The organism is Bacillus sp. FSL R5-0659, assembly GCF_038008785.1.
Lineage (GTDB): Bacteria > Bacillota > Bacilli > Bacillales > Bacillaceae > Bacillus > Bacillus safensis.
Genome location: NZ_JBBOZU010000001.1, coordinates 2,598,566 through 2,624,613, shown reverse-complemented (window position 1 = coordinate 2,624,613; position 26,048 = coordinate 2,598,566). Strand labels below are relative to the sequence as shown.

Annotated in this window: 27 protein-coding genes; 17 read left to right on the top strand and 10 right to left on the bottom strand. The window is 42.1% G+C overall.

Annotated features, from left to right (window positions below):
* Window positions 1-8 precede the first annotated feature (8 nt).
* A complete protein-coding gene (locus tag NSQ72_RS13420) occupies window positions 9-1,196 on the bottom strand; it encodes an MFS transporter (protein WP_039180778.1) in 1,188 nt (395 codons plus the stop codon).
* A gap of 155 nt (window positions 1,197-1,351) precedes the next feature.
* Here NSQ72_RS13420 and NSQ72_RS13415 point away from each other — a divergent pair, with 155 nt between their 5' ends.
* Window positions 1,352-1,723, top strand: a complete 372-nt coding sequence (locus tag NSQ72_RS13415) for a winged helix-turn-helix transcriptional regulator (protein WP_034322520.1) — start codon at window positions 1,352-1,354, stop codon at window positions 1,721-1,723.
* A 38-nt stretch (window positions 1,724-1,761) separates the two neighbouring features.
* Here NSQ72_RS13415 and NSQ72_RS13410 read toward each other — a convergent pair whose 3' ends face one another.
* On the bottom strand, window positions 1,762-4,062 hold the full coding sequence (locus NSQ72_RS13410) for a helix-turn-helix domain-containing protein (protein WP_341084280.1): 2,301 nt from the start codon (window positions 4,060-4,062) through the stop codon (window positions 1,762-1,764).
* 235 nt (window positions 4,063-4,297) lie between these two features.
* Between NSQ72_RS13410 and NSQ72_RS13405 the strand changes: the two genes are divergently transcribed.
* From NSQ72_RS13405 to NSQ72_RS13375, 7 genes are all read left to right on the top strand, one after another.
* A complete protein-coding gene (locus NSQ72_RS13405; RefSeq protein WP_039180771.1) occupies window positions 4,298-5,263 on the top strand; it encodes an ABC transporter permease in 966 nt (321 codons plus the stop codon).
* Between the two features lie 18 nt (window positions 5,264-5,281).
* Window positions 5,282-6,394, top strand: coding sequence for a glycoside hydrolase family 88/105 protein (locus tag NSQ72_RS13400; protein ID WP_341084279.1), 1,113 nt, complete (start codon window positions 5,282-5,284; stop codon window positions 6,392-6,394).
* The gene (locus tag NSQ72_RS13395; protein WP_144494632.1) at window positions 6,391-6,915 is read left to right on the top strand and encodes a lipoprotein YteS; all 525 of its coding nucleotides are present in this window, start codon (window positions 6,391-6,393) and stop codon (window positions 6,913-6,915) included. Before NSQ72_RS13400 ends, NSQ72_RS13395 begins: the two co-directional genes overlap by 4 nt.
* Window positions 6,916-6,932: 17 nt before the next feature.
* Window positions 6,933-8,222 carry a Gfo/Idh/MocA family protein gene (locus NSQ72_RS13390; protein WP_341084277.1) on the top strand — a complete coding sequence of 430 codons (1,290 nt, stop codon included), beginning with the start codon at window positions 6,933-6,935 and terminating at the stop codon, window positions 8,220-8,222.
* A 24-nt stretch (window positions 8,223-8,246) separates the two neighbouring features.
* Window positions 8,247-8,930 (top strand): YesL family protein, encoded by a 684-nt coding sequence (locus NSQ72_RS13385; RefSeq protein ID WP_064497800.1) that lies wholly within the window; start codon window positions 8,247-8,249, stop codon window positions 8,928-8,930.
* Between the two features lie 54 nt (window positions 8,931-8,984).
* The gene (locus NSQ72_RS13380; protein ID WP_099663551.1) at window positions 8,985-9,296 is read left to right on the top strand and encodes a rhodanese-like domain-containing protein; all 312 of its coding nucleotides are present in this window, start codon (window positions 8,985-8,987) and stop codon (window positions 9,294-9,296) included.
* Between the two features lie 103 nt (window positions 9,297-9,399).
* Entirely contained in the window at window positions 9,400-9,582 is a 183-nt protein-coding gene (locus NSQ72_RS13375) for a sporulation protein Cse60 (RefSeq protein WP_024424881.1), read from the top strand.
* A 44-nt stretch (window positions 9,583-9,626) separates the two neighbouring features.
* On the opposite strand, the gene NSQ72_RS13370 is transcribed toward NSQ72_RS13375, so the two are convergent.
* The 4 genes from NSQ72_RS13370 to NSQ72_RS13355 all read right to left on the bottom strand — a co-directional run bounded on the left by NSQ72_RS13370 (window position 9,627) and on the right by NSQ72_RS13355 (window position 13,420).
* Window positions 9,627-10,151 (bottom strand): CbrC family protein, encoded by a 525-nt coding sequence (locus NSQ72_RS13370; protein ID WP_126681453.1) that lies wholly within the window; start codon window positions 10,149-10,151, stop codon window positions 9,627-9,629.
* A 130-nt stretch (window positions 10,152-10,281) separates the two neighbouring features.
* Window positions 10,282-11,814, bottom strand: coding sequence for a glycine betaine transporter OpuD (opuD, locus tag NSQ72_RS13365; protein WP_039180749.1), 1,533 nt, complete (start codon window positions 11,812-11,814; stop codon window positions 10,282-10,284).
* 140 nt (window positions 11,815-11,954) lie between these two features.
* The gene (locus NSQ72_RS13360) at window positions 11,955-12,152 is read right to left on the bottom strand and encodes a hypothetical protein (RefSeq protein ID WP_024424878.1); all 198 of its coding nucleotides are present in this window, start codon (window positions 12,150-12,152) and stop codon (window positions 11,955-11,957) included.
* Window positions 12,149-13,420 (bottom strand): NAD(P)/FAD-dependent oxidoreductase, encoded by a 1,272-nt coding sequence (locus NSQ72_RS13355; protein WP_058838208.1) that lies wholly within the window; start codon window positions 13,418-13,420, stop codon window positions 12,149-12,151. The genes NSQ72_RS13360 and NSQ72_RS13355 overlap by 4 nt, the downstream gene beginning before the upstream one ends.
* A gap of 175 nt (window positions 13,421-13,595) precedes the next feature.
* Between NSQ72_RS13355 and NSQ72_RS13350 the strand changes: the two genes are divergently transcribed.
* Both NSQ72_RS13350 and NSQ72_RS13345 read left to right on the top strand, forming a co-directional pair.
* On the top strand, window positions 13,596-15,218 hold the full coding sequence (locus NSQ72_RS13350) for a putative polysaccharide biosynthesis protein (protein ID WP_047203499.1): 1,623 nt from the start codon (window positions 13,596-13,598) through the stop codon (window positions 15,216-15,218).
* Window positions 15,219-15,234: 16 nt separating this feature from the next.
* Window positions 15,235-15,951, top strand: coding sequence for a pseudouridine synthase (locus NSQ72_RS13345; protein WP_047203498.1), 717 nt, complete (start codon window positions 15,235-15,237; stop codon window positions 15,949-15,951).
* A gap of 277 nt (window positions 15,952-16,228) precedes the next feature.
* On the opposite strand, the gene NSQ72_RS13340 is transcribed toward NSQ72_RS13345, so the two are convergent.
* Complete coding sequence (locus NSQ72_RS13340) at window positions 16,229-16,450, bottom strand: DeoR family transcriptional regulator (protein WP_008356419.1); 222 nt, start codon at window positions 16,448-16,450, stop codon at window positions 16,229-16,231.
* Window positions 16,451-16,822: 372 nt separating this feature from the next.
* Window positions 16,823-18,121: an NCS2 family permease gene (locus NSQ72_RS13335; protein WP_099663548.1), complete on the bottom strand. Its 1,299-nt coding sequence runs from the start codon at window positions 18,119-18,121 to the stop codon at window positions 16,823-16,825.
* Window positions 18,122-18,216: 95 nt separating this feature from the next.
* Here NSQ72_RS13335 and pepV point away from each other — a divergent pair, with 95 nt between their 5' ends.
* A complete protein-coding gene (gene pepV / locus NSQ72_RS13330) occupies window positions 18,217-19,617 on the top strand; it encodes a dipeptidase PepV (protein WP_341084271.1) in 1,401 nt (466 codons plus the stop codon).
* A gap of 29 nt (window positions 19,618-19,646) precedes the next feature.
* Window positions 19,647-20,264: a Type 1 glutamine amidotransferase-like domain-containing protein gene (locus tag NSQ72_RS13325; protein ID WP_341084269.1), complete on the top strand. Its 618-nt coding sequence runs from the start codon at window positions 19,647-19,649 to the stop codon at window positions 20,262-20,264.
* 56 nt (window positions 20,265-20,320) lie between these two features.
* On the opposite strand, the gene cysK is transcribed toward NSQ72_RS13325, so the two are convergent.
* A complete protein-coding gene (gene cysK / locus NSQ72_RS13320; protein ID WP_151284616.1) occupies window positions 20,321-21,250 on the bottom strand; it encodes a cysteine synthase A in 930 nt (309 codons plus the stop codon).
* A 94-nt stretch (window positions 21,251-21,344) separates the two neighbouring features.
* Here cysK and thpR point away from each other — a divergent pair, with 94 nt between their 5' ends.
* The 4 genes from thpR (at window position 21,345) to NSQ72_RS13300 (ending at window position 24,921) form a co-directional block, all read left to right on the top strand.
* Window positions 21,345-21,896 (top strand): RNA 2',3'-cyclic phosphodiesterase, encoded by a 552-nt coding sequence (thpR, locus tag NSQ72_RS13315; RefSeq protein WP_058838254.1) that lies wholly within the window; start codon window positions 21,345-21,347, stop codon window positions 21,894-21,896.
* Between the two features lie 25 nt (window positions 21,897-21,921).
* Complete coding sequence (locus NSQ72_RS13310; RefSeq protein ID WP_039180723.1) at window positions 21,922-22,857, top strand: hypothetical protein; 936 nt, start codon at window positions 21,922-21,924, stop codon at window positions 22,855-22,857.
* A 48-nt stretch (window positions 22,858-22,905) separates the two neighbouring features.
* Entirely contained in the window at window positions 22,906-23,835 is a 930-nt protein-coding gene (locus NSQ72_RS13305) for a YegS/Rv2252/BmrU family lipid kinase (RefSeq protein ID WP_341084267.1), read from the top strand.
* A 285-nt stretch (window positions 23,836-24,120) separates the two neighbouring features.
* Complete coding sequence (locus NSQ72_RS13300) at window positions 24,121-24,921, top strand: phosphotransferase family protein (protein WP_039183266.1); 801 nt, start codon at window positions 24,121-24,123, stop codon at window positions 24,919-24,921.
* On the opposite strand, the gene NSQ72_RS13295 is transcribed toward NSQ72_RS13300, so the two are convergent.
* A complete protein-coding gene (locus tag NSQ72_RS13295; RefSeq protein ID WP_025092409.1) occupies window positions 24,918-25,193 on the bottom strand; it encodes a YtzH-like family protein in 276 nt (91 codons plus the stop codon). The two genes, NSQ72_RS13300 and NSQ72_RS13295, sit on opposite strands and share 4 nt — an antisense overlap.
* A gap of 188 nt (window positions 25,194-25,381) precedes the next feature.
* On the opposite strand from NSQ72_RS13295, the gene trmB reads away from it, so the two are divergent.
* Window positions 25,382-26,023 carry a tRNA (guanosine(46)-N7)-methyltransferase TrmB gene (gene trmB, locus NSQ72_RS13290; RefSeq protein WP_341084265.1) on the top strand — a complete coding sequence of 214 codons (642 nt, stop codon included), beginning with the start codon at window positions 25,382-25,384 and terminating at the stop codon, window positions 26,021-26,023.
* The last annotated feature ends 25 nt before the right edge of the window (window positions 26,024-26,048 follow it).

The following is a 26,048-nucleotide window of genomic DNA, read 5'->3' as shown; positions in this document are numbered from 1 at the left end:
AAACTCCTTTAGTTGGTTTGTATTTGTTCTTTTTGTTCCATTTGATAACTGATCATCGTAAGAATGGCTGCGATGAGGACCATGATGCCGCCGACCCAGCCTGTATGCACAAGACCAAGTGAATCTGTCACGATGCCGCCTAAAAATGAGCCAATGGCAATACCGGCATTAAAGGCAGCGATATTCATAGCAGATGCGACGTCGACTGCTCCAGGGGTGTATCTTTCGGCAAAATCAACGACGGCTACTTGCAGTCCAGGTACATTCATGAAAGCAAACAGCCCCATCAGCATGACGGTTCCAATGCCTAATACTGTGAATCCTGCAGTGAAGCTAAGGATAAACAAGATGATGCTTTGGATAATAAACATATAGATCAGTGCTTTCATTGGCTGTGCATTAGCAGCTTTTCCTCCAATGACATTTCCGGCTGCGATCGTGATGCCGTATAAAAGCAGGATCAACGCCACAGCTCCAGGCGCAAGACCTGTCACATGCTGCAAGAGAGGAGATAAATATGTGAAGACGACAAAGGTTCCTCCGTACCCTGTGGCTGTAATGACAAATAAAAGCAAGATTCTTTTTGTTTTTAATAAGACAGCTTGATCTTTAAAAGATGTTTTCACACCCTGCTTTAATTGAGACGGAACAAGAAAATAGTTGGATATCAATGCGATCAGACCAATGATCACAATCACACCAAATGATGTCCGCCAGCCGAACTCATGACCAAGAAATGTCCCGAATGGCACACCTGTCACAGTCGCTACTGTTAAACCCGTGAACATAAAGGCAATGGCGCTTGCCCGTTTTTCTTTCACGACAAGGCTTGCAGCAATCGTAGAGCCAATGGACATGAAGATTCCATGGGACAAGGCTGAAATCACCCGGCCAATTAACAGCACTGAAAAGGTCGGGGCAATGGTGGCAAGTGTATTACCAATCAAAAAGACGAGCATAATGAGCAAAAGCAATGTCTTTCTTTTCATCGTGGAAGTAAGGGAAGTCAATATAGGCGCTCCAAATGTCACACCAAGTGCATATAAAGAGACAGTCCAGCCCGCCTGACTGACGCTCACTCCAAAGTCCTCTGAGATCATTGGCAAAAGACCGACACTAATGAACTCAGTTGTTCCTATAGCAAAAGCACTAATCGCTAGTGCGAGCAGAGCAAAATGGTTTTGCTTGTTCTTCATCAGTAAGTTCACATCCTTCTGTGATGACATTTTGATAGACGAAGCCGATCGGCAAGAGTTATTATCTAACATAGATGACGAAAAAAAAAGTACGTACTTTTTTGTAATATAGGTACTAAAAAGTGCCTGTTCGTACAAAGAGGAGTGAATATTCGATGGAAAAGAAAAAATATAATATCTCTGTGGAAGCAACGCTTGATGTCATAGGCGGGAAGTGGAAGTGTGTGATTTTATGTCATTTGACACACGGGAAAAAACGTACGAGCGAATTGAAGCGGCTTATGCCAAACATCACACAAAAAATGCTGACGCAGCAGCTACGAGAGCTTGAAAGTGATGGCGTCATTAACCGGATTGTCTATGAACAGGTGCCGCCTAAAGTGGAATATGAATTAAGTGAATACGGACAGTCACTCGAAAGAATTCTCAATGCGCTATGCGATTGGGGAGCAGCTCATATTGAACGTGTGTATGGAGAGCCGCTTTCAGTGCTGGAAGACAGCATCTTAAATGAACAGTTTAAATAAAAGAGCCCCGCTTTCGTGTGAGAGCGGGACTCTTTGTCTTACGTGCCTTTTTTCTGGTCACGGTATTTACCAGGAGTTGTGCCTTCCAACTTTTTAAAGGATCGGATGAAATTTTGCGGGTTTTTATATTTCAGTTTTTCCGAAATTTCTTTGACGGACATATCGGTTTCTACAAGCCAGTTTTTAGCGACATGGTGTCTGTAGGAAGAGAGATATTCACTAAAGGAGATATCCATTTCCTTTCTGAAAATACTGCTTAAATAATTAGGATTGTAATGCAGGCGTGTGGCGATTTCATCCAAGGTGAGATCTGAGTCGAATTCTTGATGAATAATATGAATGATTTTTTCTGAGATGTTTTTGTATTGTGAGTCTTCACGTGCAGCAAGCTGGTCAATAATTGGCCGGATGATCTCATGTTTCAGCCATGCTTCTGTATCTTCAAAGGTTTTAAATTCAAAAATCGTATCATAGAGCATTTTGTTGTCTTCGATCTCAAATAATTCAATACCTAGCAAATGCATCAGCTCAATTAAATTGTTTAAAAAACGAGCGAGGGCGATCTGGTATTCGTGCGGTCCTGCATTTTTAGAGAAAATGGATTGCAAGAGCACATGTAAATAGTGATCCGCCTTGCCTTGATCGCCAGCTTTCACCGCATCAAATAAATCATGCTGCAGCTGCTTTGGAAAATGGGTTTTGAACGCCTTTCCTTGCTGGATATGCTCATATAAGATAATGGATTTTTTCTCTGCTTTGAGTCTGTATTTTAAGGCTTCTTTTCCTTCAATGTAAGCGTGTTTTGCCATCGTAAGCTCCTTAAACTGGCGGCTGATCCCAATGCTGATCGATAAACCAAGCTCTTCTTCGATACGCTGCTGAATGGTTTCTGCTAATTGGTTTAAATATTCAGTAAACTCTTCGTCTGACTTTGAGTGGTTAAGGATAATCGTTGTTTGATGTTCATTGACAACGGTTGGCTGAAGGTGCTCCTCTTGCGGAATAATCTGCTCGATCAGTCCATTGATCGCAAATAAAAGCAAATCAGCATCTTTTTTTTCATAAGGAGTTCCTTTTAACGTATCGATTTGGGTCACGAGCATGGACAATTGAGACCAGCCCTGAGGAAAGCCTAAGCTTTGGAACCGGTTGTTTACTTCTTCATCTGTCAGCTTTCCAAGCAGCAGACGTACCATAAAATATTGCTGTAAGTGTGTCACTTGCTGCTCAATCCGTTCCTCTAAATCATTGTTTTGATCTTTCATTTGTTTAATACTCGATTCAATTAACTCAAATTCATTTTGAAAAGGCTGTTTTTGCAAAAATGATTCATTGCGTGCAAATGACTCGTATAATAAGCGGATGGGTTTATAAAAGTGTCTGGAACCAAACCATGAAAATAATAATGAAAGCGCTAACAAAATAGTGCAGATAATAAAGGTAATCCACCCGATTGATTTCGTTTGCTGCTTAAGTTCTGGAATAGAAACAAAGGATAGGTACGTCCATTCATTATAATCTGATTTTTGAAATGTGATTTGATAGTTGAGTTCGTCGATCTTCATATCAAATTGTCCTGATCGTTTTTCAAGTGAGAGCACATGCTTGACGAAATCTTGATGTTTCAGCGATTCACCAATTTGTTCTTTGCGATTATGTAGCAGCACTTTTCCGTTTGTGTCGATGACAAACATGCTATCTGATTGAGAGAAGTCAGGCATGTTATCAGCAATCACGCAGCTTGGAATGCTGGCGACAGCGATTCCCTTTTTTTGAACGCTGTTCATAGGCAGTTGTTTGATTAAATTCACATTGTACTTGCAAAAGGATGCTTTACCTTCTTTAGTCGCAACAAGTGGATTATTCTCTTCAAGTGCCCAGCTGGAGTGACTTGGTATATTGAGGTAAGAGGTCAGCGCTTTTTCTTGGTCTTCGCTTGTGACATGATAAAGCCCCGAATTGTTCATGTACCAGTCTTCCATTTTACTGACGAGTGTAATATTGGAAAGGTCGGTGTCAAAGGTTTGCAGGTAGTTCAGTTCCTGCTGTACTTGATTATAAAGCTGGAATTGGTCTGGATTTAAAGGTTCTGCCAGTGTTTGAAGGAGAGGTGGCGAACTGACATAGTGAGTGAGAGAATGATCAACCGTTTTTAAAATATGCTCAATATTGGATTGCGTTTGTTTGACGCTGTCGAGCTTTTCATTTGAGATATTTTCAAGTGCTGTTTTTTGCGAATGCTGATAAGAAAAAATACCGACAATGATAACAGGAATCGTACTAAGTATGAAAAAAAACGTCACAAGCTTGTAATAAAATTTATACTGCCTTCTTTTCATAAAACCCCCCATTTCAAACGAAACAAACAATCTTTTCCCCTTAATTTATTAATCCAAAAATCTGGTAGGTTTGTCAATAATCATTTTCTGAGATTAGGATCATTTTCTTATGTTTTATGTAACGTTTTGAGTAGCATCACCTATGAAAATATGATCTGTTGATATGATTGTAGACGGATTTTTCATCCTTAAGATACAGTTAACACATGCATCAGCATGAGGGGAGGCTTTATCAATGAAAACAGAGGATGTCACTGCCAAGGGTGTGCCTGCGGCAGCTTTGAAAATTGAAAAAAGAAAGCGCTTACTTAATCAACTGCTTAGTCAAAAGTTTTTGTATTTAATGATTTTGCCGGGGCTCATTTATTTTCTTGTTTTTAAATATGTGCCCATGTGGGGGCTCATCATTGCCTTTCAAGATTACCAGCCGTTTCTCGGTATTCTTGGCAGTGAGTGGGTAGGCTTCAAACACTTTATTCGCTTGTTTACAGAACCAACATTTTTCATCTTATTAAAAAATACGCTGATTTTATTTGCCATGAATGTTGTGATTTTCTTTCCAATTCCGATCTTATTAGCTCTTCTTTTAAACGAAGTGAGATTGGCATTGTTTAAGAAGTTTGTACAGACGATGATTTATATCCCTCACTTCATGTCATGGGTCATTGTCGTGTCCTTATCTTTTGTTTTGTTAACAGTAGATGGCGGGTTAATTAATGAATTGATTGCTTTCTTTGGAGGGGAAAAGATTAACTTCCTTCTTAGTCAGGAATGGTTTAGACCAATGTACATTTTACAGGTGATTTGGCGGGAAGCAGGCTGGTCGACGATCATTTACCTTGCGGCGATTACAGCGGTAGATCCGCAGCTATATGAAGCAGCAAAAATGGATGGTGCGGGGAGATTGAGACAAATGTGGCACATCACACTTCCTGCCATCAAAAGTGTCATTGTCGTTCTGCTTATTTTGAAAATTGGTGATACGCTTGAGCTTGGCTTTGAGCATGTCTATCTATTACTGAACGCAACGAACCGGGAAGTAGCGGAGATTTTTGATACGTACGTTTATACAGCAGGTCTTAAGCAAGGACAATTCAGCTATAGTACCGCTGTTGGTTTATTTAAAGCAGCCGTTGGACTTATTTTGGTCATGCTGGCAAACCGTTTAGCGAAGAAATTCGGGGAAGAAGGTATTTATTAAAAAGGGAGATGAGGAAGAATGACATTATCGATTGAAAAGGGATCACCGCTTGAGCATGCAGAGAAATTAGCACAAACCATTATGAAAGCGTATACACCGATTGAGCTGCCGCCAGCTGGAAGGTGGCATTATCATCAAGGGGTTTTCCTTTGCGGCGTTATGAAGCTATATGAGGCAACAGGGAACGAGGCTTATTTCGATTATGTGAAAAACTATGCGGACTCACTTATTGATGAGTACGGAAATCTATTATTTCGCAGGGATGAGCTTGATGCCATACAAGCAGGGCTCATTTTATTCCCTCTTTACGAACGAACGAGAGAAAAGCGGTATGTGCTCGCAGCGGAGAAGCTGCGCGGACTTTATCGTACGCTAAACCGCACGTCTGAGGGCGGATTTTGGCATAAAGATAATTATGCTTATCAAATGTGGCTCGATGGTCTCTACATGGGCGGTCCTTTTGCCTTAAAGTATGCTCAGCTTAAAGGTGAAGAGTCACTTGTGGATATGGTCATCCATCAAGAGCATCTCATGAGAAAGCATACGAAAGATGAACAAACAGGTCTATATTATCACGCGTGGGATGAACGAAAAACGATGCCATGGGCTGATCAAAAGACCGGCTGTTCCCCAGAGTTTTGGGCGAGATCGTTTGGCTGGTATGTCCTTGCATTAGCGGATATGATCGAGGACCTGCCCGAGCAGCATGAAATGCGGAAAGTGTGGAAGGAAACACTGACAGACATGCTGGAAAGTGTGGCAAAGTACCAGGATCAAACGACAGGTCTCTGGCATCAAATCATTGATAAAGGAGATCACAGTGACAATTGGCTTGAAAGCTCGGGATCGTGTTTATTCATGTACGCCATGGCAAAGGCGATGAATGAAGGGTATGTAGGTCTCCATTATGTTGATCATGTGGTCAAAGCATATCAAGGCTTGATTCAGCATAAGACGGCTGAGAAAGAAAATGGTGATTTTACTATCAACGATATCTGTATTGGAACATCTGCGGGATTTTATGATTATTACGTTGGAAGAGAGCGGAGCACAAATGACTTGCACGGGGCAGGCGCTTTTATTATGGCGTTAACTGAGCTAGAAAAGCTGTCTGTTTTTCAAAAGGCATGAGAAGGCAAAAAAGAGCCGCCGTATGGCTCATCAGTTTCATCGCTGCCTTTTGTTTATCTGCCTGTCAGGGGAAAACAAACGGTATCAATGTCCTGATTTTTTCTGATATGTCAAAGGGAATGAAGGATCAATTAGTGGAGAAGGCTTTTCAGCCGGAACAAGAGACTTATAGCGTCCACATCTTTCCGGCGGTTCCTGAAAAGCTTCTTGTTGAAATTACCTCAAAAGAGGGGGACGTGATGCTTGTCCCAGAAGAAATGTTTAGAACGTATGATGATCCTGAAAGCTTTCAGCTGCTGGAAGAGATGGAAATAGGCGATCAAGCAGCAGGACCATATACGGTCGAGGACAAAAAGACAGGGAAAACGGTCGATTATGCGGTACAAATCAATAAAGGAAAGAAAAAACTCAACGGTTATACCTTTCAATTACATCGAGATATGGTCGCTTTTATTCCCGTGTATGCTGACAAGACGAAAGAGGCGCTGTCTCTCATGAAACAGCTTCGTGAAAACCAATAGAAAATGGGGTGAGGAATGTGAAACGGGTCGTGATTTGCGGGCTGAGTCATCGTGCGTTCAATATGTTTATTCGACCGCTTACAGAGGATTTCAATGAGCAGTATAAGATTACAGGGCTCCTAGATATAGATCATCAGCGGTATACACTTTGTCAGGAGCGTTTTCCATCACTCCGGGGCGTTTCGTTTTTTCATGAAGATGCATTTGATCAGATGGTCAAGAAAGCAAAACCAGATATCGTCATTGTGGCAGGCAGGGATGATACACATGTCGCGTATATCATGCAGGCACTTGACCATGATCTAGATGTCATCACCGAAAAGCCGATGGTGACAACAGCAAAAGACGCCAAAAAAGTGATGGAAAAAGAGGCTGAAAGTAAAGGAAAGGTCACGGTCACCTTTAATTATCGCTACAATCCCTTCCATCGAAAGATAAAAGAACTGATTCTAGACGGGAAAATTGGAAGGATCACATCCGTTGAACTGAGCTGGCTGATTGATACGTATCATGGTGCTAGTTATTTCAAAAGGTGGAACCGTACACGTCAATTTTCTGGCGGACTGTCTATTCATAAGTCGACGCATCATTTTGATCTGGTCAACTGGTGGATTGATCAAAAGCCGAAGCAAGTATTTGCCTACGGGGCGCTGAACTATTACGGCAGCGAAAGCCCTTGGAATCCCTTGCACGGGGAGGAAAATAGATTTTGCGGAACATGTCATGTGAAGGATATTTGTCGTTATGAAGCAAGGTGGAATCCGCGGGTTGAGCGCTCGAAGGTGGAGGACGACCATATTGAATCCGGTCAGGAGCAAACGCAGCAGTACTCAAATTATCGCCCGGATGCGTGTATTTTTGATCAGGAAATTGATATTGAGGATACATATGTGGCGTCAGTCGCTTATGATCAAGGGGCTCTGCTCAGCTATTCGATTCAATTCTCCGCCCCATATGAAGGCTATCGTCTGGCTATTAATGGGACGAAGGGGCGTATTGAAACGAATGAGTTTCATGTGCCATCAAGAATTCCTTTTCAATTCCCAGAACAAACAATTTCTTATTACCCGATGTTTGGATCAAAGGAGACAATTGAAGTCGTCAAGCAGCCAGGTGGACATGGAGGAGGAGATCCTCTGCTTTTGGCTGATTTATTTATAGGAAAAGATCCCTTGATTCACTATGACATTTTAGCAGGTGCAGAGGCTGGTGCTTATTCGATTGCTCTAGGGGAAGGCATGTGGCGATCTGCCGCAGAAAAACGCCCAATTGAAATTGATGAATTGTTTCATAAAGAGAAGGTGTAAAGAGAAAGAGAGGAGGGGAAAGAGATGGATCATGATGGTTCAATGAGCAGAATGCTGAGGATGTGTGAGTGGGTGATGAGACTCGCCTATACGAATTTGTTATGGCTTTTGTTCACTATCCTAGGGCTTGGGATCTTTGGCTTGATGCCTGCGACTACTGCGTTATTTTCCGTGATGAGAAAGTGGATACAAGGGCATGAGCAGGTCAATGTATTCCGCACTTTTTGGAAGGTATACCGGGAGGAGTTTGTCCGCTCTAACATGATTGGAGTGGTGCTGTTCATCATTGGAACGATTATTTATGTCGACCTTGCTTATATCTATCCGACGAGCTGGCCCTTACATGTACTTCGCTTTGCTATATATATTTTTGGTTTTCTGTTTATTGTGAGCTTATTTTATATTTTTCCGCTGCTTGCTCATTACGATTGGAAAAAACGTCTCTATCTGAAATTCTCTCTTCTGCTTGGTGTGTCATATTTGCAATATACACTCTCTATGCTTGTTTTCTCGGCTGTGCTGTTTGTTCTGTTTGCTTATTTACCGGGAATCGTGCCATTTTTTAGTGTGAGCATACTTGCCTACGGTCATATGTGGCTGGCCTATCAAGTCTTTAAAAAGGTAGAGTTTGAAAGTGAGCACGAGACAGCCGAAGTGAAGAAGCTGCTGCCGTCTTTCCTTCAATCGAAGCGGGTGAATACGCAGTGAAGTGAACCATCTGCTATAATGGTGTCACCGTGATGAAAAGGAGAGATGAGACTCGTGTCAGTGAAAGAAATTTCAATAGAAGAATTAAAACAAAAGCTGGAGCAGGAAGACGCCATTCAGCTTGTCGATGTACGTGAGGATGAAGAGGTAGCAGAAGGGATGATTCCGGAAGCAGTCCACATTCGAATGGGCGATATCCCTGAGAAGCTGGATGCATTCGATCAAACGCAGGAATATTATATTATTTGCCGCTCTGGTAAACGTAGTGAAAATGTCTGCTATTACCTAGAAGATCAAGGCTACCAAGCGACCAATGTTGTTGGTGGGATGCTTGCTTGGACAGGAGAAACAAAACCGAAGCTGTAAACAGAAGGCCTTTCATCTTATCTATGATGAAAGGTTTTTTTGTTCATATGCCTCTCTCTATGTGCATAAAGATAGAGTAGTGAGAGAAGGGAGAGTGGCATAGGTGCTAAAGGTAGCTGTATTTGATGAAGAGCATGAGAAAGATTTGCAGAGTGAAATCAATCATTTTTTAAAAGGAATGGATGACGACCAAATCATTGACATCAAGTACAATGTAGCGGTGATCTGTGAGCAGGGAGGGGAACAACTCTACTGTTTTTCTGCACTCATTTTATATAAAAAATAGACGGTATCAAAAAAGGACCTGCTTGAAGGGTCCTTTTTCTTTGGTTAGCTGGCATCAATATATAAACGGTGCTTGTTGCAGTGAATACATTGGAAGAGGTAGCCTTGTAAGTCTCCTCCGTTGACGAGCCATTGCTTTAGGTTCTCTTTCGTTAATCCTTCGCCGCTGCAAATGTCTTCGATATCCTCGGCGAGTTCTTCCTCTAGATGTTCAATCTCCTTCCAGCCTACATACTGGACGATTGCACAAAAATCTCCGCAATGACTTAACCAATATTCCTGCTGCCATCCGCGATAGCCTGGCGTTCTGAAGATCAGCTCATCGATATATTCCTCTTGATCGACGTCATCACAGCTCGCATCGTCTTGAAAGGTTCCATTGTATTTTTTAGCCGCTGATCCATCTTTAATGCACCAAGGACAAATTCCCTCCACATCTTCAACAGCATAAAAAGGGCCATGGTACACATAATCTCTTTCTTTCTCACAAACAGGACATGTCGTATGCTCTTTTTTAATCACGTTTAACAAAACTGGGTCTGGGTTGTACTTGAACGTAGGTAACGTCATATAAACCTCCATTATGTAGAAAGTGATAATTCAATACTATTTTAAAGGAATCCTCAAGCTCCAGACAATCTTAAATTGTGTATATAGAAAAAAGCCGTTCGGATGAGGAACGGCTTTTTCTTGCTTGCGATTATGCTTTTTTTACTCTTGGACTTCTTGGTTTATTGACTTGATTGGCTTGTTTGATGATTCTTCGTTCATCATTTAGTGATTTATACAGCGAGACAATCATCAATATGATGACAACGGAGAACGGCAAGGCTGCGAGCTTGGCTGTATTTTGCAAGGCTTCGAGTCCCCCTGAAAATAAAAGCACAGCAGCAACAGCAGATTGGATAATGCCCCAGCTGACTTTGACACTGCCAGAAGGATTCAATGATCCGTAGGTTGTCTGCATTCCAAGCACAAATGTAGCTGAATCAGCCGATGTAATAAAGAATACGGCGATTAATATGAGTGCTAGTATCGATGTAATCATCGCCAGCGGATATTCATTAAGCACACCGAAGAGCATCGTTTCAGTTGATAGACCTGCTACATCGACAATATTCTTTTGCTGTAAGTCCATTGCAGATACACCGAAAATCGAGAACCATAGGAATACTAGGATAGAAGGAGCGACTAAGACACCCACTAAAAATTCGCGAATCGTTCGCCCGCGTGACACTCTAGCGATAAAGATCCCGACAAATGGTGCCCAAGAAATCCACCATGCCCAATAAAAGATCGTCCATCCATTAATCCATTCTCTCTTTTCAGGATCATTAGGAGATAGACGGAAGCTCATTTGAACGATATTGGATAAGTATTGTCCAATCGAGTCAGTAAATGAATTTAAGATAAAAACAGTTGGACCTACCAAAAGTAAGAAAAACATCAGAACAGCTGCTAATACCATGTTGATATTACTTAAGTATTTAATGCCTTTTCCAATTCCGCTCAAAGCAGATGCAAGGAAAAGCACCGTCACAATGATAATAATGATCAATTGTGTGCTAAAGGCAATTGGAATATGAAAAAGATAATTCAACCCACCGTTTATTTGTGCTGCACCTAATCCTAGGCTTGTCGCAACACCAACTACAGTTGCAAATACCGCAATACAATCGATGGTTTTTCCGATCCATCCATTCGTTTTATTTCCTAAAACAGGCTGCAGCGTTGCACTGATTAAGCCAGGTGCATCTTTTCTAAATTTAAAATAAGCAATGCAAAGTGCAACAATGGCATAAATAGCCCATGCATGAAGCCCCCAGTGGAAAAATGTATAGCGAAGGGAATCGCGGAAGGCCTGTGCAGTTTCAGTCTCCCCTGTTGGTGACTGAATAGCATAGTGGCTGATCGGTTCAGCTGCTCCGTAAAAAACAAGACCAATTCCCATACCGGCACTAAATAGCATAGCAAACCAAGAAAATAGACCGAATTCAGGCTCTTCCCCCGGTTTTCCTAGCGTAATCTTACCGATTGGGCTAAAGATAAAGAATAGACAAAAGCCGACAAGCAGTGATACCACTAACAAGTAATACCAGCCAAAGTCATTTGTAATGTATGTTTGAATTTGATCTGTGACATTTTGCAATGTGTCTGGAGAAAACGCTCCCCACATCACGGCAACAAATGTGATCGCAATCACAATCCAAAATACACTTGATACGTTTTTCACACCATCTCACTCTCCTGTTGTTCTACACGTTTAAGCAGAGGACTTAGCTTAATATCCCCTAACTCAACTTATTTCAAACAAAAAGAGGCGAGCTTCTCACTCGACCTCTACTTTACCGTAACATGTTTTGCTTCCATTTATCAACTATCGATATGGGAAGACGATTTTTCCTCAATTCGTTTGCGAAGACGGTAGACGTATTCTTTTAAACATACAGCGAAAATGGTAAACGCCAAAACAATGGCGACTTTTAACGGGGTAATCGACAGCTTCAAGAAAACAGCAGCTGTCAAACTAATAACGACCGCAAGAACAATCGGTAGTGCACGTCTGATCATTGAACTCTCTCCTTTGCTTCTAGTGCAGCATTCATGCCGGCAAGCCTGCCTGTCACAAGTGCTGACGTGATATTGTAACCGCCTGTATAGCCATGGATATCTAGAATTTCTCCGCAGAAATAAAGACCGGGCATTTTTTTAGACGCCATTTTCTTCGGTTCAATTTCCTTCACAGAAACGCCGCCTCCTGTCACAAACGCTTTGTCCAAGGATAGGGTACCATTTGCATGCACAATAAAATGTTTGCAATCATGGGCAAATGCACGCAGTTTATCCTTGGCTAGACCAGAGAATGTGTCTTGTGGATCAATACCGTTCCGTTCTAATAGAAACAATAAATAGCGTTCTTGCATCCAAGATTTAAGGACATTTTTAATGGCTTTCTTCGGTTCATCTTTTAGGTCACGATGAAGCTTTTGGAACAGCTCCTCGTCATTCAGCTTCGGATATAAGTCAATTTGCAGGCGGACTGCCGGCTGCTTTTTCAATTCTTTCACAACAAATCCGCTGCATCTAAGAACAGCTGGACCCGATAAACCAAAGTGAGTAAAGATCATATCCATGACATGTGTGACGACGGGTTTCCCTTTTTTATTTAGAACACTGACAGCCACACTTCTTAAAGAAAGACCTTGAAGCACTTTTTCTTTAATAAATCGTTCATCTGATGTGACCGGTACCTCTGTTGGGAAAAGCTCTGTAATGGTATGACCTGCTGCTTCTGCCCATGCATAGCCGTCACCAGTAGAGCCGGTATGCGGTACACTTTTTCCGCCTACAGCAATGACGACAGCCTTACTTGAAATTTTTTCATCATTATTTGTAACAATTCCAGCTGCTTGTCCGTCTTGATACAGAACCGTTTTAATCTTTTCGTTCGTTCGAATGGTGACATTGAGGGCGCGGAGCCTGTCTAGAAGGGCATCCACAACAGATTGTGCTTTGTTTGATACAGGGAACATACGTCCATGGTCTTCTTCTTTTAGTTCAATGCCAAGGTTTTCAAAAAATGAAATAATATCCTCGTTGTTGAACTCAGAAAATGCACTATATAGAAAACGGCCGTTTCCGGGAATATGCTTGATGATTTCTTCTACTGGAAGGCGATTAGTGACGTTACACCGTCCGCCGCCAGAAATGGCCAGCTTTCTGCCAAGTTTGTTTCCTTTGTCAATTAACAGAACAGTAGCGCCATGCTCTGCTGATGCAATCGCGGCCATCAGTCCAGAAGGTCCGCCGCCAATGACAATGACATCATAATGTTTCATGTTACATTCCTCTTTCTACTTTCAGTCATTTTTCTATTATAACGAAGATTAGGGAAGGCTGAAATATGAATTGATTGGTTTTGTGACTTCAGTATTGGATTTGTTACCTGTGTGTTGAGTTGATGTGGTAAAATAGTTAAGTTGAATATTCATTAGAAAAATGGTGGTTAAGCGCATGTCTAATAAACTGCTTCGTGGTACGTTGGTTTTAACGATAGGGACGTATCTCTCTCGTATTCTTGGTATGATTTATTTAATTCCATTTAGCGCAATGGTTGGAGCTACTGGTGGTGCGCTATTTCAATATGGATACAATCAGTATACGATCTTTTTAAGTATTGCTACGCTTGGTTTTCCAACAGCGGTATCAAAATTTGTTTCCAAATATAATGCAATTGGCGATTATGAGACAACAAGAAAAATGTTCAGGGCGGGTATGTCGGTCATGCTTGTCACCGGGATTATCGCCTTTTCTATTTTATATTTGTCCGCACCGATTTTTGCCAAGATTCAGCTTGGCGGATCAAATGAAACAGGCGGTTTGACTGTCGATCAAGTGGTATATGTGATTCGGATGGTCAGCTTAGGCCTTTTGGTTGTGCCGATCATGAGTCTTGTACGGGGTTTCTTCCAAGGGCACTCCATGATGGGACCAACAGCTGTTTCCCAAGTGATTGAACAACTTGTCAGAATCATCTTCCTATTAACGGCGACGTTTATTATTTTAAAGGTGCTTGACGGCGGGCTTGTCATTGCTGTCGGGTATGCAACATTTGCCGCACTGATCGGTGCATTTGGCGGTTTATTTACGCTTTATTTATATTGGCTGAAGCGGAAGGACCGGCTCTTATCTATGCAGCCGAATACAGGCGCTCACTCTGATTTATCTTATAAGCAAATGTTTACAGAGCTGTTTAGCTATGCGGCGCCTTATGTATTTGTTGGACTTGCGATTCCAATTTACTCTTATATTGATACAAACACAATTAACAGAGCCATGATTGCATCAGGGCATCAGGATATAAGTACAGCGGTATTGTCCATTGTGACGTTATATTTACCGAAGCTTGTGATGATTCCTGTGTCTCTTGCAACAGCGTTTGGCTTAACCTTGATTCCGACGATTACGGAATCATTTACAGCACGTAATTATAAGCTGCTCAATAGACAAATTGACCAGACGATGCAGATCATTTTATTTTTCGTACTGCCTGCATCATTTGGTATCTCAGCATTGGCTGGACCGGTTTATTGGTTTTTCTATCCATCAGTTCACCCTGAGATTGGGATCTCCATTTTGTTCTGGTATGCACCTGTTGCATTATTGTTTTCTTTATTCACCATTAATGCAGCGATTCTGCAAGGGATTAACAAACAAAAATTTGCTATCGTTAGTCTTTTGTTAGGGATCATTATTAAAACGGTTCTGAACATCCCGCTGATCAGCTGGCTGCAAGGAAATGGTTCTGTACTGGCAACGGCATTAGGCTACAGTGCATCTATCTTGTATATGTTTATCATGATTAAACGCCATGCTGGCTATTCGTTCCGCAGAATTTTCAAACGTTTTATTCTGATTGGTATTTTAACGGCGATCATGGCTGTGGTGGCTTATGTGACATGTCAGCTTGTGAGCCAAGTGATTTCTTATGAAGGCGGAATAGTACAAGCGGGTATCGTCATTTTGATTTCCATGATCACTGGCGGCGGTGTGTATATGTTCTTATCTTATAAGGTGGGATTACTAGAGCGTGTACTTGGCAGCCGTATGCCGAAATTTTTAAGAAAAAAGAGTTAAGAAGAGGTAGATATTCATGAGGCTTGATAAATTACTTGCTAACAGCGGCTTTGGTTCAAGAAAAGATGTGAAAAAGCTTGTCAAGGCCCGGGCGGTCACAGTGAATGGGGAAGTGGCGAAGCAGGTGAAAGATCATGTTGATCCATCAAATGATGAAGTGCTCGTACACGGAGAGCGTGTAGAATATAAAGAATTCATTTACTTAATGATGAACAAACCGGACGGGGTGATTTCAGCAACTGAAGATCTGCGGGATGAAACGGTTGTGGATTTACTCGAGCCGGAGGATATCGCAAGGGAGCCATTTCCTGTGGGGAGACTGGATAAGGATACGGTCGGTCTCCTTCTCCTCACAAATGATGGACAGCTTGCTCATCAATTACTTTCTCCAAAAAAGCATGTGCCAAAAACGTATGAAGTTCATTTGAAATATCCTTTAGGTGATCAAGACATTAAGCGTCTTGAAGAGGGTGTTGTTATCTTAGATGATTATCACACGAAGCCGGCGAAGGTCGAAGTAGATGCGAATGAAGAGGAAGATACACGCATCCGATTGACGATTACTGAAGGGAAGTACCATCAAGTGAAGCTGATGGCCCAAGCGGTGGGTAATGAAGTGATCTTTTTAAAAAGGCTCACGATGGGGGCTGTTTCATTAGATGAAGATCTAGCACCTGGAGAGTACCGTGAATTGACGGATGAAGAATTAGACAGCTTAATGAATCGTGAATAACATAAGAACAAAAGAAAAGAACCGGCATATCGCCGGTTCTTCAGCGTGTAGACAAACCCTCGCATTCTTTGTCAGTCCTGCGCGCTGGTGCTCGCGAATGTTAAATTCGCTCCGCGCCAGTGCTCGTTCTTCCTAGACTTCAAAGGTTTTCTATCACGCTGAAAAGAAGACAAAGGGCTAAAATAAAAATCATTTTAGCCCTTTGTCAACAATCTGCAAAAGAAAAGAACCGGCATATCGCCGGTTCTTTTTGTTATATGGACAATTCATTATACGCTTAAGATGATATTTTTACTTTTTTTCTCGTTGTTTCCCATTTGCCTCTGCTTGGACTATGAACAAGATCGTTATAGGCAAGCACGTTTAAGTCTCTTTGAATGGTTCTAGGTGTGATCCCGAATTCATCAACCAGCTCTTGTGTCGTCACAAGACCTTTCTCTTGAATGAACATATAAACTGATTTAATTCGAGTCATCATACGGTTTGTTGAAGGTTTCAAAAAACCACTCCCTATCAATAAGATCGGATGGACTTGACTAACCACAACTTACTACACTAAAACTGCGAAATAAGGACATGCAACAATGGTAAATGTTCGTGTTTCTTAATGTTTTATTCTATTATACACGTTATTATGCATCTAGTTCCACCAAAAAGTCAACTTTACGTGTTTTTAAACTTGTCTTCATGAAATGAAATATGGTATATATCATGATTTGAATCCGGTTACAACCCACTAATGATAAGGGATACGATAGAAGCTGTCACATTCAAACGTTCGAAAAATAAACTCAGAAAATTTACAAAATAAAAAATACAGTGAAGGCAAAAAAGGCACATTCCATGTAAGGATGTGCCTTTTCTGTTTCTGTTATCCTTCTAAGAAAAAGAGCTGAATGAAAAATAAGATGGCAAAGATGAGAACAAGCACATGTACTTCTCTCCATTTCCCTTTCGCCAATTTCACAAGCGGATATGAAATAAATCCAAGTGAAATTCCTGTAGAGATACTAGAAGTCAGCGGCATCGAAAGAATGACAAGAAAAGCAGGGAATGCCTCGTCTAGTTCGTTCCAGCGAATGCGTGACACCGAGTTCATCATCAAGCAGCCAACAATGATTAAAACAGGTGATGTGATGGATGGTAAAGACGAAATCGCTTGAACGAGCGGGCCAAAAAATAATGCCACAATAAACAGTGCAGCGACTGTTAAAGAAGTCAGCCCAGTTCTTCCGCCAGCAGCAACTCCTGATGATGACTCAATATAAGCAGTGGTTGGACTTGTACCAAACATAGAACCAACCGTTGTTGCAGCAGAGTCAGCGAGCAGGGCTCTGCGCACTTTTGGCAGCTGGCCGTTTTTCATTAATCCGGCTTGTTCGGCAACGCCGATCATAGTGCCTGTTGTATCAAAAATCGTCACCAGTAAGAAGGAGAAGACGACAGCATATAAATGATGAGAGAACACATCACCAAAGGCAGCGATTGGATTGGTAATCAGCATGCCTTCAGGCAGTGCAGGGACGTCCATCAGCATTTTAGGGAAATGAAGCTGGCCTGTTGCGAGCGCAATCAATGTGGTCGCTAACATGCCGATAAACAGTGCACCATTTATTTGCAGAACCATTAATATAACCGAAATCATTAAGCCGACAAGCGTTAAAACGACAACAGGCGAGCTTAAATTGCCAAGCTTCACAAGGTTTTCTGGATCAGCAGCAATGATTCCAGACTGGCGGAGGCCGATGAACGCAATGAAAAGCCCGATTCCTGCTGTAATGCCGTACTTTAAATTATCTGGAATGGCTTGAATCAGTTGTTTTCTAAGGGATGTTAACGATAAAATAATAAAGAGTATACCAGCAACAAATACCGCACTAAACGCTGTTTGATAGCTGATGCCGCCACCGCCGACAACGGTAAAGGTGAAATAGACATTCAGCCCCATGCCTGGTGCAATGGCAATCGGATAATTTGCAAATAGTGCCATCCAGAGCGTACCGACGACAGCAGCGATGATTGTTGCAGTAAAGACTTGGTCAAAAGGAATACCTGCTTTTGAAAGAATTCCTGGGTTGACGGCAACAATATAGACCATGGTAAAGAATGTCGTCATACCAGCGATGATTTCTTTCTTTATGTTGGTTTGATTTTCTTTTAACTGAAACATAAAATCCTCCATTTACGAACATTATTACAAAACAATTTATATAATATTCGTTTTAAGGGTGGATTGCAACCTTTTTTCAAGGAGGAATGGAAAAAATGAATTGGGAAGCTGAAGTAATACGAAAAAAAGATGACTTGATCAAGGACACACAATCTTTCTTACAAATTGAAAGTGTCCTTGATGAAGAAGGCGGCAAAGAAGGAAAGCCATTTGGTGAAAAAGTTGATAATGCCCTCAAGTATATGCTGAAAAAAGGAGAAGACGAAGGTTTCACAGTCAAGAATGTCGATGGCTATGCAGGTCATATTGAATACGGGGAAGGCGAAGACATCGTGGGTGTGCTGTGCCATGTGGACGTTGTGCCTGCTGGCGACGGCTGGACAACCCCGCCATTTTCAGCGGATATCAGAGAAAATAAAATCTTTGCACGCGGCGCTATTGATGACAAAGGCCCAACCATGGCAGCGTTCTATGCGCTGAAGATCTTAAAAGATTCTGGTCTGCAGCTGTCGAAAAAAATCAGAATGATCATTGGGACAGATGAAGAAAGTGATTGGCGCTGTGTGGACCATTATTTCAAGCATGAGGCAATGCCGCAAATCGGATTTGCACCAGACGCCGATTTTCCCATTATTCATGCGGAAAAAGGAATTATTGATGCCATCCTGTCATTTACATATCAACAAACAGCGAATCATCAGCGCTATACGCTTAAGCAATTTGCATCGGGTATGAGGCTCAATATGGTGCCAGATGAGGCAGCTGCTACTGTGACTGCTGCACAGGCACATGATGCTGAATCATTAAAAACGGCCTTCGAAGCCTATCTTGCTGATCATCAATTATCTGGTGAGGTAAAAAGCACAGCGGATGGACTGCATTTTACATTAAAAGGGGTATCCGTTCATGCCATGGAGCCGGCGCATGGGACAAATGCGGGCATTCATATGGCGAATTTCTTATGCGGACATGAATTAGATGAGCAGGGACTCGCCTTTACTTCCCAAATCAACGCTTTATTTGATCAGGATACAAGAGGGAAAAAGCTAGGAATTGCTTGCAAAGATGATATTAGTGGAGATTTGACATTGAATGTTGGGACAATCCGCTATAAACAGAATGAGGAAGCAAAGCTAGGGTTAAATGTACGCTATCCAGTAACTGCAGACGGCAAGGACGTCAAAAAAGGAATTGAAAGCATCAAAGGGGCGTCCCTTCTAAAATTCGAAGACAGCCCTCCTCATCACGTCTCAAAAGATCATCCGCTTGTGAAAACCTTGCAGCGGGTATATGAGGAGCAAACGGGAGATCCTGCAACCCTTATTGCCATTGGGGGAGGAACGTATGCGAGATCTTTAGAAGCTGGCGTTGCCTTCGGACCTCTATTTCCTGGCAGACCAGACTGCGCCCATCAAAAGGATGAATATATTGAAATTGATGACTTACTAAGAGCAGCAGCTCTTTATGCACAAGCTATGTATGAATTAGCAAAATAGAAATTGGAAAAGAGAAGAGGGGATTCATAGTGAAAAAAATGTTCTTAAGTTCTTCATTCAAAGACAGCTATTCTCTCTTGTCTGACTTTGCAGGTGAATCATTAAAAGGAAAGCGTGTGACTTTCTTTCCAACGGCAAGTGCTGTAGAAGAAGTCACGCACTATGTGGAGGCAGCGAAGGAAGCCTTTCAGAAATTAGGGATGCAGCTTGAGACTGTGCAGGTAGATGAACAATCCGTAGAAGAGATCACACAGATGATCAAACAAAATGATGTGATCTATGTTTCAGGAGGCAACACTTTTTATTTATTGCAGGAGTTAAGAAAACATCGTCTCGATGACGTGTTGAAAGAAGAAATCAACAAAGGCAAGCTGTACATCGGAGAGTCTGCGGGGAGTATCATTATGGCGCCGAGCATTGAATATATCTCCATGATGGATGATCAGGAGAAGGCGCCGGAGCTTTCATCATTTCAAGGTTTCAATGAAATAAGCCGCTATCCAGTACCGCATATGCACAATGCCTATTTAGGCGAGGCTGCGGAGCTAATCATGGAGAAGCATCAGCAGACACTTGATTTATGTCCGCTTACTGATGAACAGGCTTTACTCGTCACAGGGGAGCAGGCTGAGGTGAAATCTGTCTAAGCATCTTAACCGTGAAAGAAGAAAAAGGAACAGGGATTCATCACCCTGTTCCTTTTTTAATCTTGAAAAACATCACTTGATAAGTATCGTTCACCCGTATCTGCTGTCATACAGATCACGATTTGATCTGCCGGCAATTGCTTCGCTGTTTCAATGGCTGCATAGCAAGCCGCCCCAGAGGATGGGCCTACTAAAATGCCTTCAAGCATAGCGAGCTCCCGTGTGATGTGGTACGCATCTTCGTCGCTTACTTGCACGATCTCATCATAGACATCCTCGTTTAAGATGTGGGGGATAAATCCTGGGCTTGTGCCAACGAGCTTATGTTTGCCAGGTTCCCCGCCAGATAAGACTGGAGATCCCTTAGGTTCTGCTACACGGATGGTTAAATGAGGGAATGCCTTTTTTAATTCCTCTCCAGTTCCTGTAATAGTACCGCCAGTTCCAGCTGTTGCGACAAAGGCGCCAAGGGGCTGTCCAAGTTGTTTCACAGCTTCCATGATTTCGACCGCTGTTGTTCCTCTATGTGCATCTGGGTTTGCTCTATTGTCAAATTGCATCGGAATAAAGCTGTGAGGAATTTGAGCAGCCAGTTCTTCCGCCTTGCGGATGCAGCCTGGCATTTTTTCTTCTCCTGGGGTTAAGACGACCTGCGCCCCGTATGCCTTCAAAATATTGATTCTTTCCTTTGTCATCGTATCAGGCATGACAAGGATAGCTTTGTAGCCTCTTGCGGCAGCATTCATGGCTAAACCAATCCCTGTATTCCCGCTCGTAGGTTCAATAATGGTTGCTCCTTTTGTGAGTTTCCCTTGTTTTTCTGCCTCAACGATCATATTGTAAGCCGCGCGGTCTTTGACACTTCCGCTAGGATTAAATGATTCCAGCTTTAAGTAAACAGCTGCCGCATTTTCTGGCTGGAGCCGCTGTAATTTGACAAGCGGTGTATCGCCAATCAGCTCAGCTATATTTTGTGCAACTTTCATCAGATGACACCCTTTCTTCTCATTCCGCATTTCTTTAGTTATACTATCATCAATGGGGATTCGTAAAGTTTGTTAAAAAAGGACAGGTGATATTGTGTCAGAAAACCGTCATTATTTTATAGGGATTCACATCCCTGAACAACTTGCGCATCAAATCAAACAAGACATTGATCAAAGGAGCGGACTGTTCTTTCAAAAATGGACAGCACCACATGATTATCATGTAACCCTTGTCTTTTTAGGCGCCATTCCAGAAGAGCGTTTAAAAAAGATCATCCAGCTGCTTGACCTCCTTTCAAATGAAGCATCTGCATTTCCACTAGAGCTGAATGAGGTAGGGCAGTTTGGTGCGAAGGAACGCCCGAGAGTCTTTTTTGCAAAGCCTCATGAAAGTGAGCCGCTCATGCATTTAAGAGAAAAGGTAAAGGAGGCTGTCTTGTCAGCAGGACACCCTGTTGAAAAGAGACCGTTTCATCCGCATATGACGATTGCACGCAAATGGAATGCGGATGACCTTTATGAAGAACAAGCGCCTTTACGCAAAGAGCCATATGTGATGGAGGTTTCGCGTATCACTTTATTTGAAATACGTCCGAAGGAAACCCCTCGTTATCACGCAATCAAACAATTTACATTACATAAATGATTCTAGAAGTTGGAGTGAGCAGCAGATGGCGCAAATTATCAAAATTCAAGATTATATATCACGATATGAACAAGACCCGCATCACTACATCAATCAATTCAATCGGTTGAAAAAACAAAGATGGGACGAGTTGAAAAAGGCTTCAAAAGAGGAGGCGCAGCAACCATTTGACCAAATTCCTCAACAAGCGCCTGAACAGGAGGAAGAAAAGAGAAAGAAATTCTCCTTAAAGAGAAAGCAAAAAGAAGCCGATATGAAAAAGGAACGGGACCTAAGTCTTTTTAACGAGCCGACAGATATAGAGCAAGGGGTTTTCAGAAACGTCCCTACCGATGAAACGAAGCTGATTCACTTTTTTAAGGATCATCTCTTTGAAGTGCAATTAAAATGGGCGAGCTCAACGATTTCACATATTTCAACCGTCTCCCATCATATTCGATATGATGAAAAGCTGCGAATGCTTGCGAGGCAGCTTCCAGATTCTTATTTTGTGATGTACAAGCCGGTGCTGCTCATTCAAAAAGCTGAGATGGAATTATGTCCGATACTCATAACGCCGCTCGAAGTAATCTGTTTATCCTTCTTAGAGGCCGAGCCAGACAGCGTCTATATCGGAACGAAGGAACGTTTTTGGGAAAAACGGGCGACCGGGAAAGCTGTTCAGTCCGTCTTAAATCCTTGTGCAAGCCTTCTGCGTTCTGGCACCGTTGTGTCAAAGATCTTACAGCAAAGTGGTGTAGACCTTCCTGTGAAAAAAATCCTCATCAGCCGAACCTCTTATATTGATTTACCTGAAGTTCCATATGGGATGGAGGTTATCGATAAGAAGAAGGCAGAAGAGTGGTTTGAAAAGCAGCGGAAAAATACGGCACCGACAAAGCATCAGCAATTTAAGGCGACAAAGGCGTTGCTTGCTTATGGTGAAACAGACAGCAAAAGAAGGCAGGAATGGCTCGATTAAAGGCATGATGGAAGGTCACGAAAAATGAGACCCGAGTGGAGCTAATATATGAATGAATGGTACTTTATCGTTAATCCAGAAGCAGGACATGGAAAAGGACTCCGCACATGGAGGAGCATAGAGAAAGAATTACAAAAGGTGGAGGTCTCTTATCGATCGTTTCTCACCCAGCATGAAGGCCATGCCGAAGTTTTGGCAAGACAAATCAGTGCCATGCAGGATGACAGGCTGAAGCGATTGATTGTTATTGGCGGTGACGGAACGATTCATGAAGTGCTGAATGGCTTAAAGGAAATCGATCATGTGCAGCTTAGTTTTGTCCCTGCTGGTCATTGGAATGATGCTGCGAAGGGTCTCGGTATCCATCGTCATGATGTCCTAAAAGAAGTGAGAAAGCAAAAGAGAATGCTCACCAAAACATTTTCTCTCGGCTCCTTTCAAGATCATGCCGAAAGTCCGCAATCTGTTCTTTTTCTCAATCATATCGGTGTGGGTTTTGACGCACATGTGCTGAGGAAAACGGTGCATTTTAGAGGAAAAAAGTGGCTGAAACGGCTGGGGCTTGGCTTTATCATCTACCCGCTGTCATTTCTCCATTCTCTATGGTCGTTTAAGCCATTTGATCTTGCGTTATTTATTGAAAATGAGAAGAAAGTCTTTCGACAAGTGTGGTTTGTGATCGTATGCAATCACCCGTATTACGGGGGAGGGCTCGAAGCAGCACCGGAAGTGAGTGCAAGGCAGCCAGGTTTTCAAACGATCGTTGTCACAGATTTGAATCCATTCAAAGTCCTCTTGTTTCTAAGTGCAATGGTGTTTCGAAAGCACCTTGGGATGAAGGGGGTTACCCTGTTTCAGCATGAGGAAGCGTACTTAGAAGCAGATGAAAAAATCTTATTTCACGCAGATGGAGAAGTGATCGGTGCAACGCCTGTCTTTGTGAAGGCAAGTGAACGATCCTTAAAATTACGTGCTTAAATAACTTGCGGTATGTCCGCAGTCAAAGAACCATGAAAAAAGGCTTCTTTTTCGTAAGGTTCTTGTCCTGATTTTTTAGTTTTGCTTGACGAGTATAAGAAGGTAACGATAAAATCTATAGGACGGCTATTGTTTAGCATCTCATTCTCAATAGCTGTCCTTTTTGTTTTTATGATCATATAAATAAAAAAAAGAAACAGCCAATTGATCCTCAATCGGCTGAATTTTGTCGACTAAAAAAGCAAGATTTAAAATATTTTAAGAAATGATGGGTTGAAAATTGATATGAACTGGTTGGGACAAATATTAGGTAGCGAATGGCACATCTCTCCGGCTGGAGGCGCTACGGGAGATGCGTACTTCGCAACACACAATGACCAAAAGCTATTTTTAAAACGCAATACGTCACCGTTTCTTGCGGTTTTGTCAGCTGAAGGCATTGTGCCGAAGCTTGTCTGGACAAAACGGATGGAAAATGGAGATGTAATTACTGCACAGCACTGGCTGAGCGGTAGAGAGCTGAAGCCAAAGGACATGAATGATCGTCCTGTAGCAGAGCAGCTAAGAAAAATTCATACATCAAAAGAATTGCTCGATATGCTGAAACGATTAGAGAAGCACTCTCTAGATCCAGAATCCATTCTGATGCATCTAAAACAGTCCATTTTAAACGAGCAAATTGTTTCACAAGACATCACGCTTGCCATTCAGTATTTAGAGAAGCATGTGGAGGCTGTCCATTTTGAGGACAAGGTCGTCTGTCATTGTGATCTCAATCATAATAATTGGCTGCTGACAGATGAAAACCAGCTCTATTTGATCGATTGGGATGGGGCGATGATTGCAGACCCAGCGATTGATCTTGGACCGCTTTTATACCATTATGTTGAGGAAGAGAACTGGGAAAGCTGGCTCTCTATGTACGGCGCCCCGCTGACGGATAATTTGCGAAAGCGCATGGCGTGGTACGTGCTCGCTGAAACCGTATCGTTTGTCGTTTGGCATAAACGAAAAGGGAATGAAAAGGCCCAAAAAGAAGTGCAAGCGGAGCTAAATGCACTCTTAAAAAGGTTAAACATCCATTAAGACAGTGGAATGTTTTCGACCCACTCAGACAGATGTGATTGATGCTCCTCGATATGTGCATCAATTGAACTGACAGAGGTGCCCTTTTGGCTGTAATCATAAATATCTGTTAACAGCTGACGAATGTCGGGATCCAGATCTTCTTTTGCCAGCATTAATTGAATTACGCGTCCCACCTGTTCATATTCTGCAACAGTCCCGCAGCAATCCAGCTGGTGATCGGTTAAAATATCTTTGATTAATTGAAGCTGATGTTGACGGTTTAAACCCATACAAATGCTCCTTTCCTGCGTGTCATTTATGAGGTTAAACTGTGCAATCAGCGCCCAATTTATACATGCGGCAGACCAGCTCAAGCGAAGGGCTGGTCTTTTTATATGGACATAGAAGATGCTGTCTTGCGGGTCTTTATGTTTCATGGTATCTTGATAAAATGTAAAGAAAATAGAGGTGTATCAAATTGAGAATGCGACATAAACCATGGGCTGATGATTACTTAGCTGAGAATGCTCATATTGCTTTAGCAAGTCCCGAGCAATATAAAGGGAAATGGCATGAGCTGTTTGGAAATGATCATCCAATGCATATCGAAGTTGGGACAGGAAAAGGGAGCTTTATTGCTGGAATGGGCAAGCTTCATCCTGATATCAACTATATTGGCATTGAATTATTTAAAAGTGTCATTGTGACGGCAGTAGATAAAATCAAAGAGACAGATGTTGAAAATGTAAAGCTTTTGAACATTAATGCTGAGACGCTGACAGATGTGTTTGCGGAAAATGAGATTGACCGGGTGTATTTGAATTTCTCTGATCCGTGGCCAAAAGCAAGACACGAAAAGCGCAGATTGACGTTTAAAACCTTTTTAGAGCGATATGAACATATTCTTCGTCCAGGCGGTGAATTACATTTTAAAACTGATAACCGCGGGTTATTTGAATATTCCTTAAAAAGTTTTTCTGCCTATGGCCTTCTTTTAACGTATGTCAGCCTAGATTTACATGAGGACGGCTTAGAAGGAAACGTGATGACTGAATATGAAGAGAAATTCTCATCTATGGGACAACCCATCTATCGATCAGAAGTCAAATTCCCAGAATAACAAGTGACATCAAGCTGGCTGCAAA

Bases quoted from the DNA above. Each gene is read 5' to 3' on its own strand.
- NSQ72_RS13420 (WP_039180778.1), bottom strand. From the start codon at position 1,196: ATGAAGAACAAGCAAAACCATTTTGCTCTGCTCGCACTAGCGATTAGT.
- NSQ72_RS13415 (WP_034322520.1), top strand. From the start codon at position 1,352: ATGGAAAAGAAAAAATATAATATCTCTGTGGAAGCAACGCTTGATGTC.
- NSQ72_RS13410 (WP_341084280.1), bottom strand. From the start codon at position 4,062: ATGAAAAGAAGGCAGTATAAATTTTATTACAAGCTTGTGACGTTTTTT.
- NSQ72_RS13405 (WP_039180771.1), top strand. From the start codon at position 4,298: ATGAAAACAGAGGATGTCACTGCCAAGGGTGTGCCTGCGGCAGCTTTG.
- NSQ72_RS13400 (WP_341084279.1), top strand. From the start codon at position 5,282: ATGACATTATCGATTGAAAAGGGATCACCGCTTGAGCATGCAGAGAAA.
- NSQ72_RS13395 (WP_144494632.1), top strand. From the start codon at position 6,391: ATGAGAAGGCAAAAAAGAGCCGCCGTATGGCTCATCAGTTTCATCGCT.
- NSQ72_RS13385 (WP_064497800.1), top strand. From the start codon at position 8,247: ATGGATCATGATGGTTCAATGAGCAGAATGCTGAGGATGTGTGAGTGG.
- NSQ72_RS13370 (WP_126681453.1), bottom strand. From the start codon at position 10,151: ATGACGTTACCTACGTTCAAGTACAACCCAGACCCAGTTTTGTTAAAC.
- NSQ72_RS13360 (WP_024424878.1), bottom strand. From the start codon at position 12,152: ATGATCAGACGTGCACTACCGATTGTTCTTGCGGTCGTTATTAGTTTG.
- NSQ72_RS13355 (WP_058838208.1), bottom strand. From the start codon at position 13,420: ATGAAACATTATGATGTCATTGTCATTGGCGGCGGACCTTCTGGACTG.
- NSQ72_RS13350 (WP_047203499.1), top strand. From the start codon at position 13,596: ATGTCTAATAAACTGCTTCGTGGTACGTTGGTTTTAACGATAGGGACG.
- NSQ72_RS13345 (WP_047203498.1), top strand. From the start codon at position 15,235: ATGAGGCTTGATAAATTACTTGCTAACAGCGGCTTTGGTTCAAGAAAA.
- NSQ72_RS13335 (WP_099663548.1), bottom strand. From the start codon at position 18,121: ATGTTTCAGTTAAAAGAAAATCAAACCAACATAAAGAAAGAAATCATC.
- pepV (WP_341084271.1), top strand. From the start codon at position 18,217: ATGAATTGGGAAGCTGAAGTAATACGAAAAAAAGATGACTTGATCAAG.
- cysK (WP_151284616.1), bottom strand. From the start codon at position 21,250: ATGAAAGTTGCACAAAATATAGCTGAGCTGATTGGCGATACACCGCTT.
- NSQ72_RS13310 (WP_039180723.1), top strand. From the start codon at position 21,922: ATGGCGCAAATTATCAAAATTCAAGATTATATATCACGATATGAACAA.
- NSQ72_RS13305 (WP_341084267.1), top strand. From the start codon at position 22,906: ATGAATGAATGGTACTTTATCGTTAATCCAGAAGCAGGACATGGAAAA.
- NSQ72_RS13300 (WP_039183266.1), top strand. From the start codon at position 24,121: ATGAACTGGTTGGGACAAATATTAGGTAGCGAATGGCACATCTCTCCG.
- NSQ72_RS13295 (WP_025092409.1), bottom strand. From the start codon at position 25,193: ATGGGTTTAAACCGTCAACATCAGCTTCAATTAATCAAAGATATTTTA.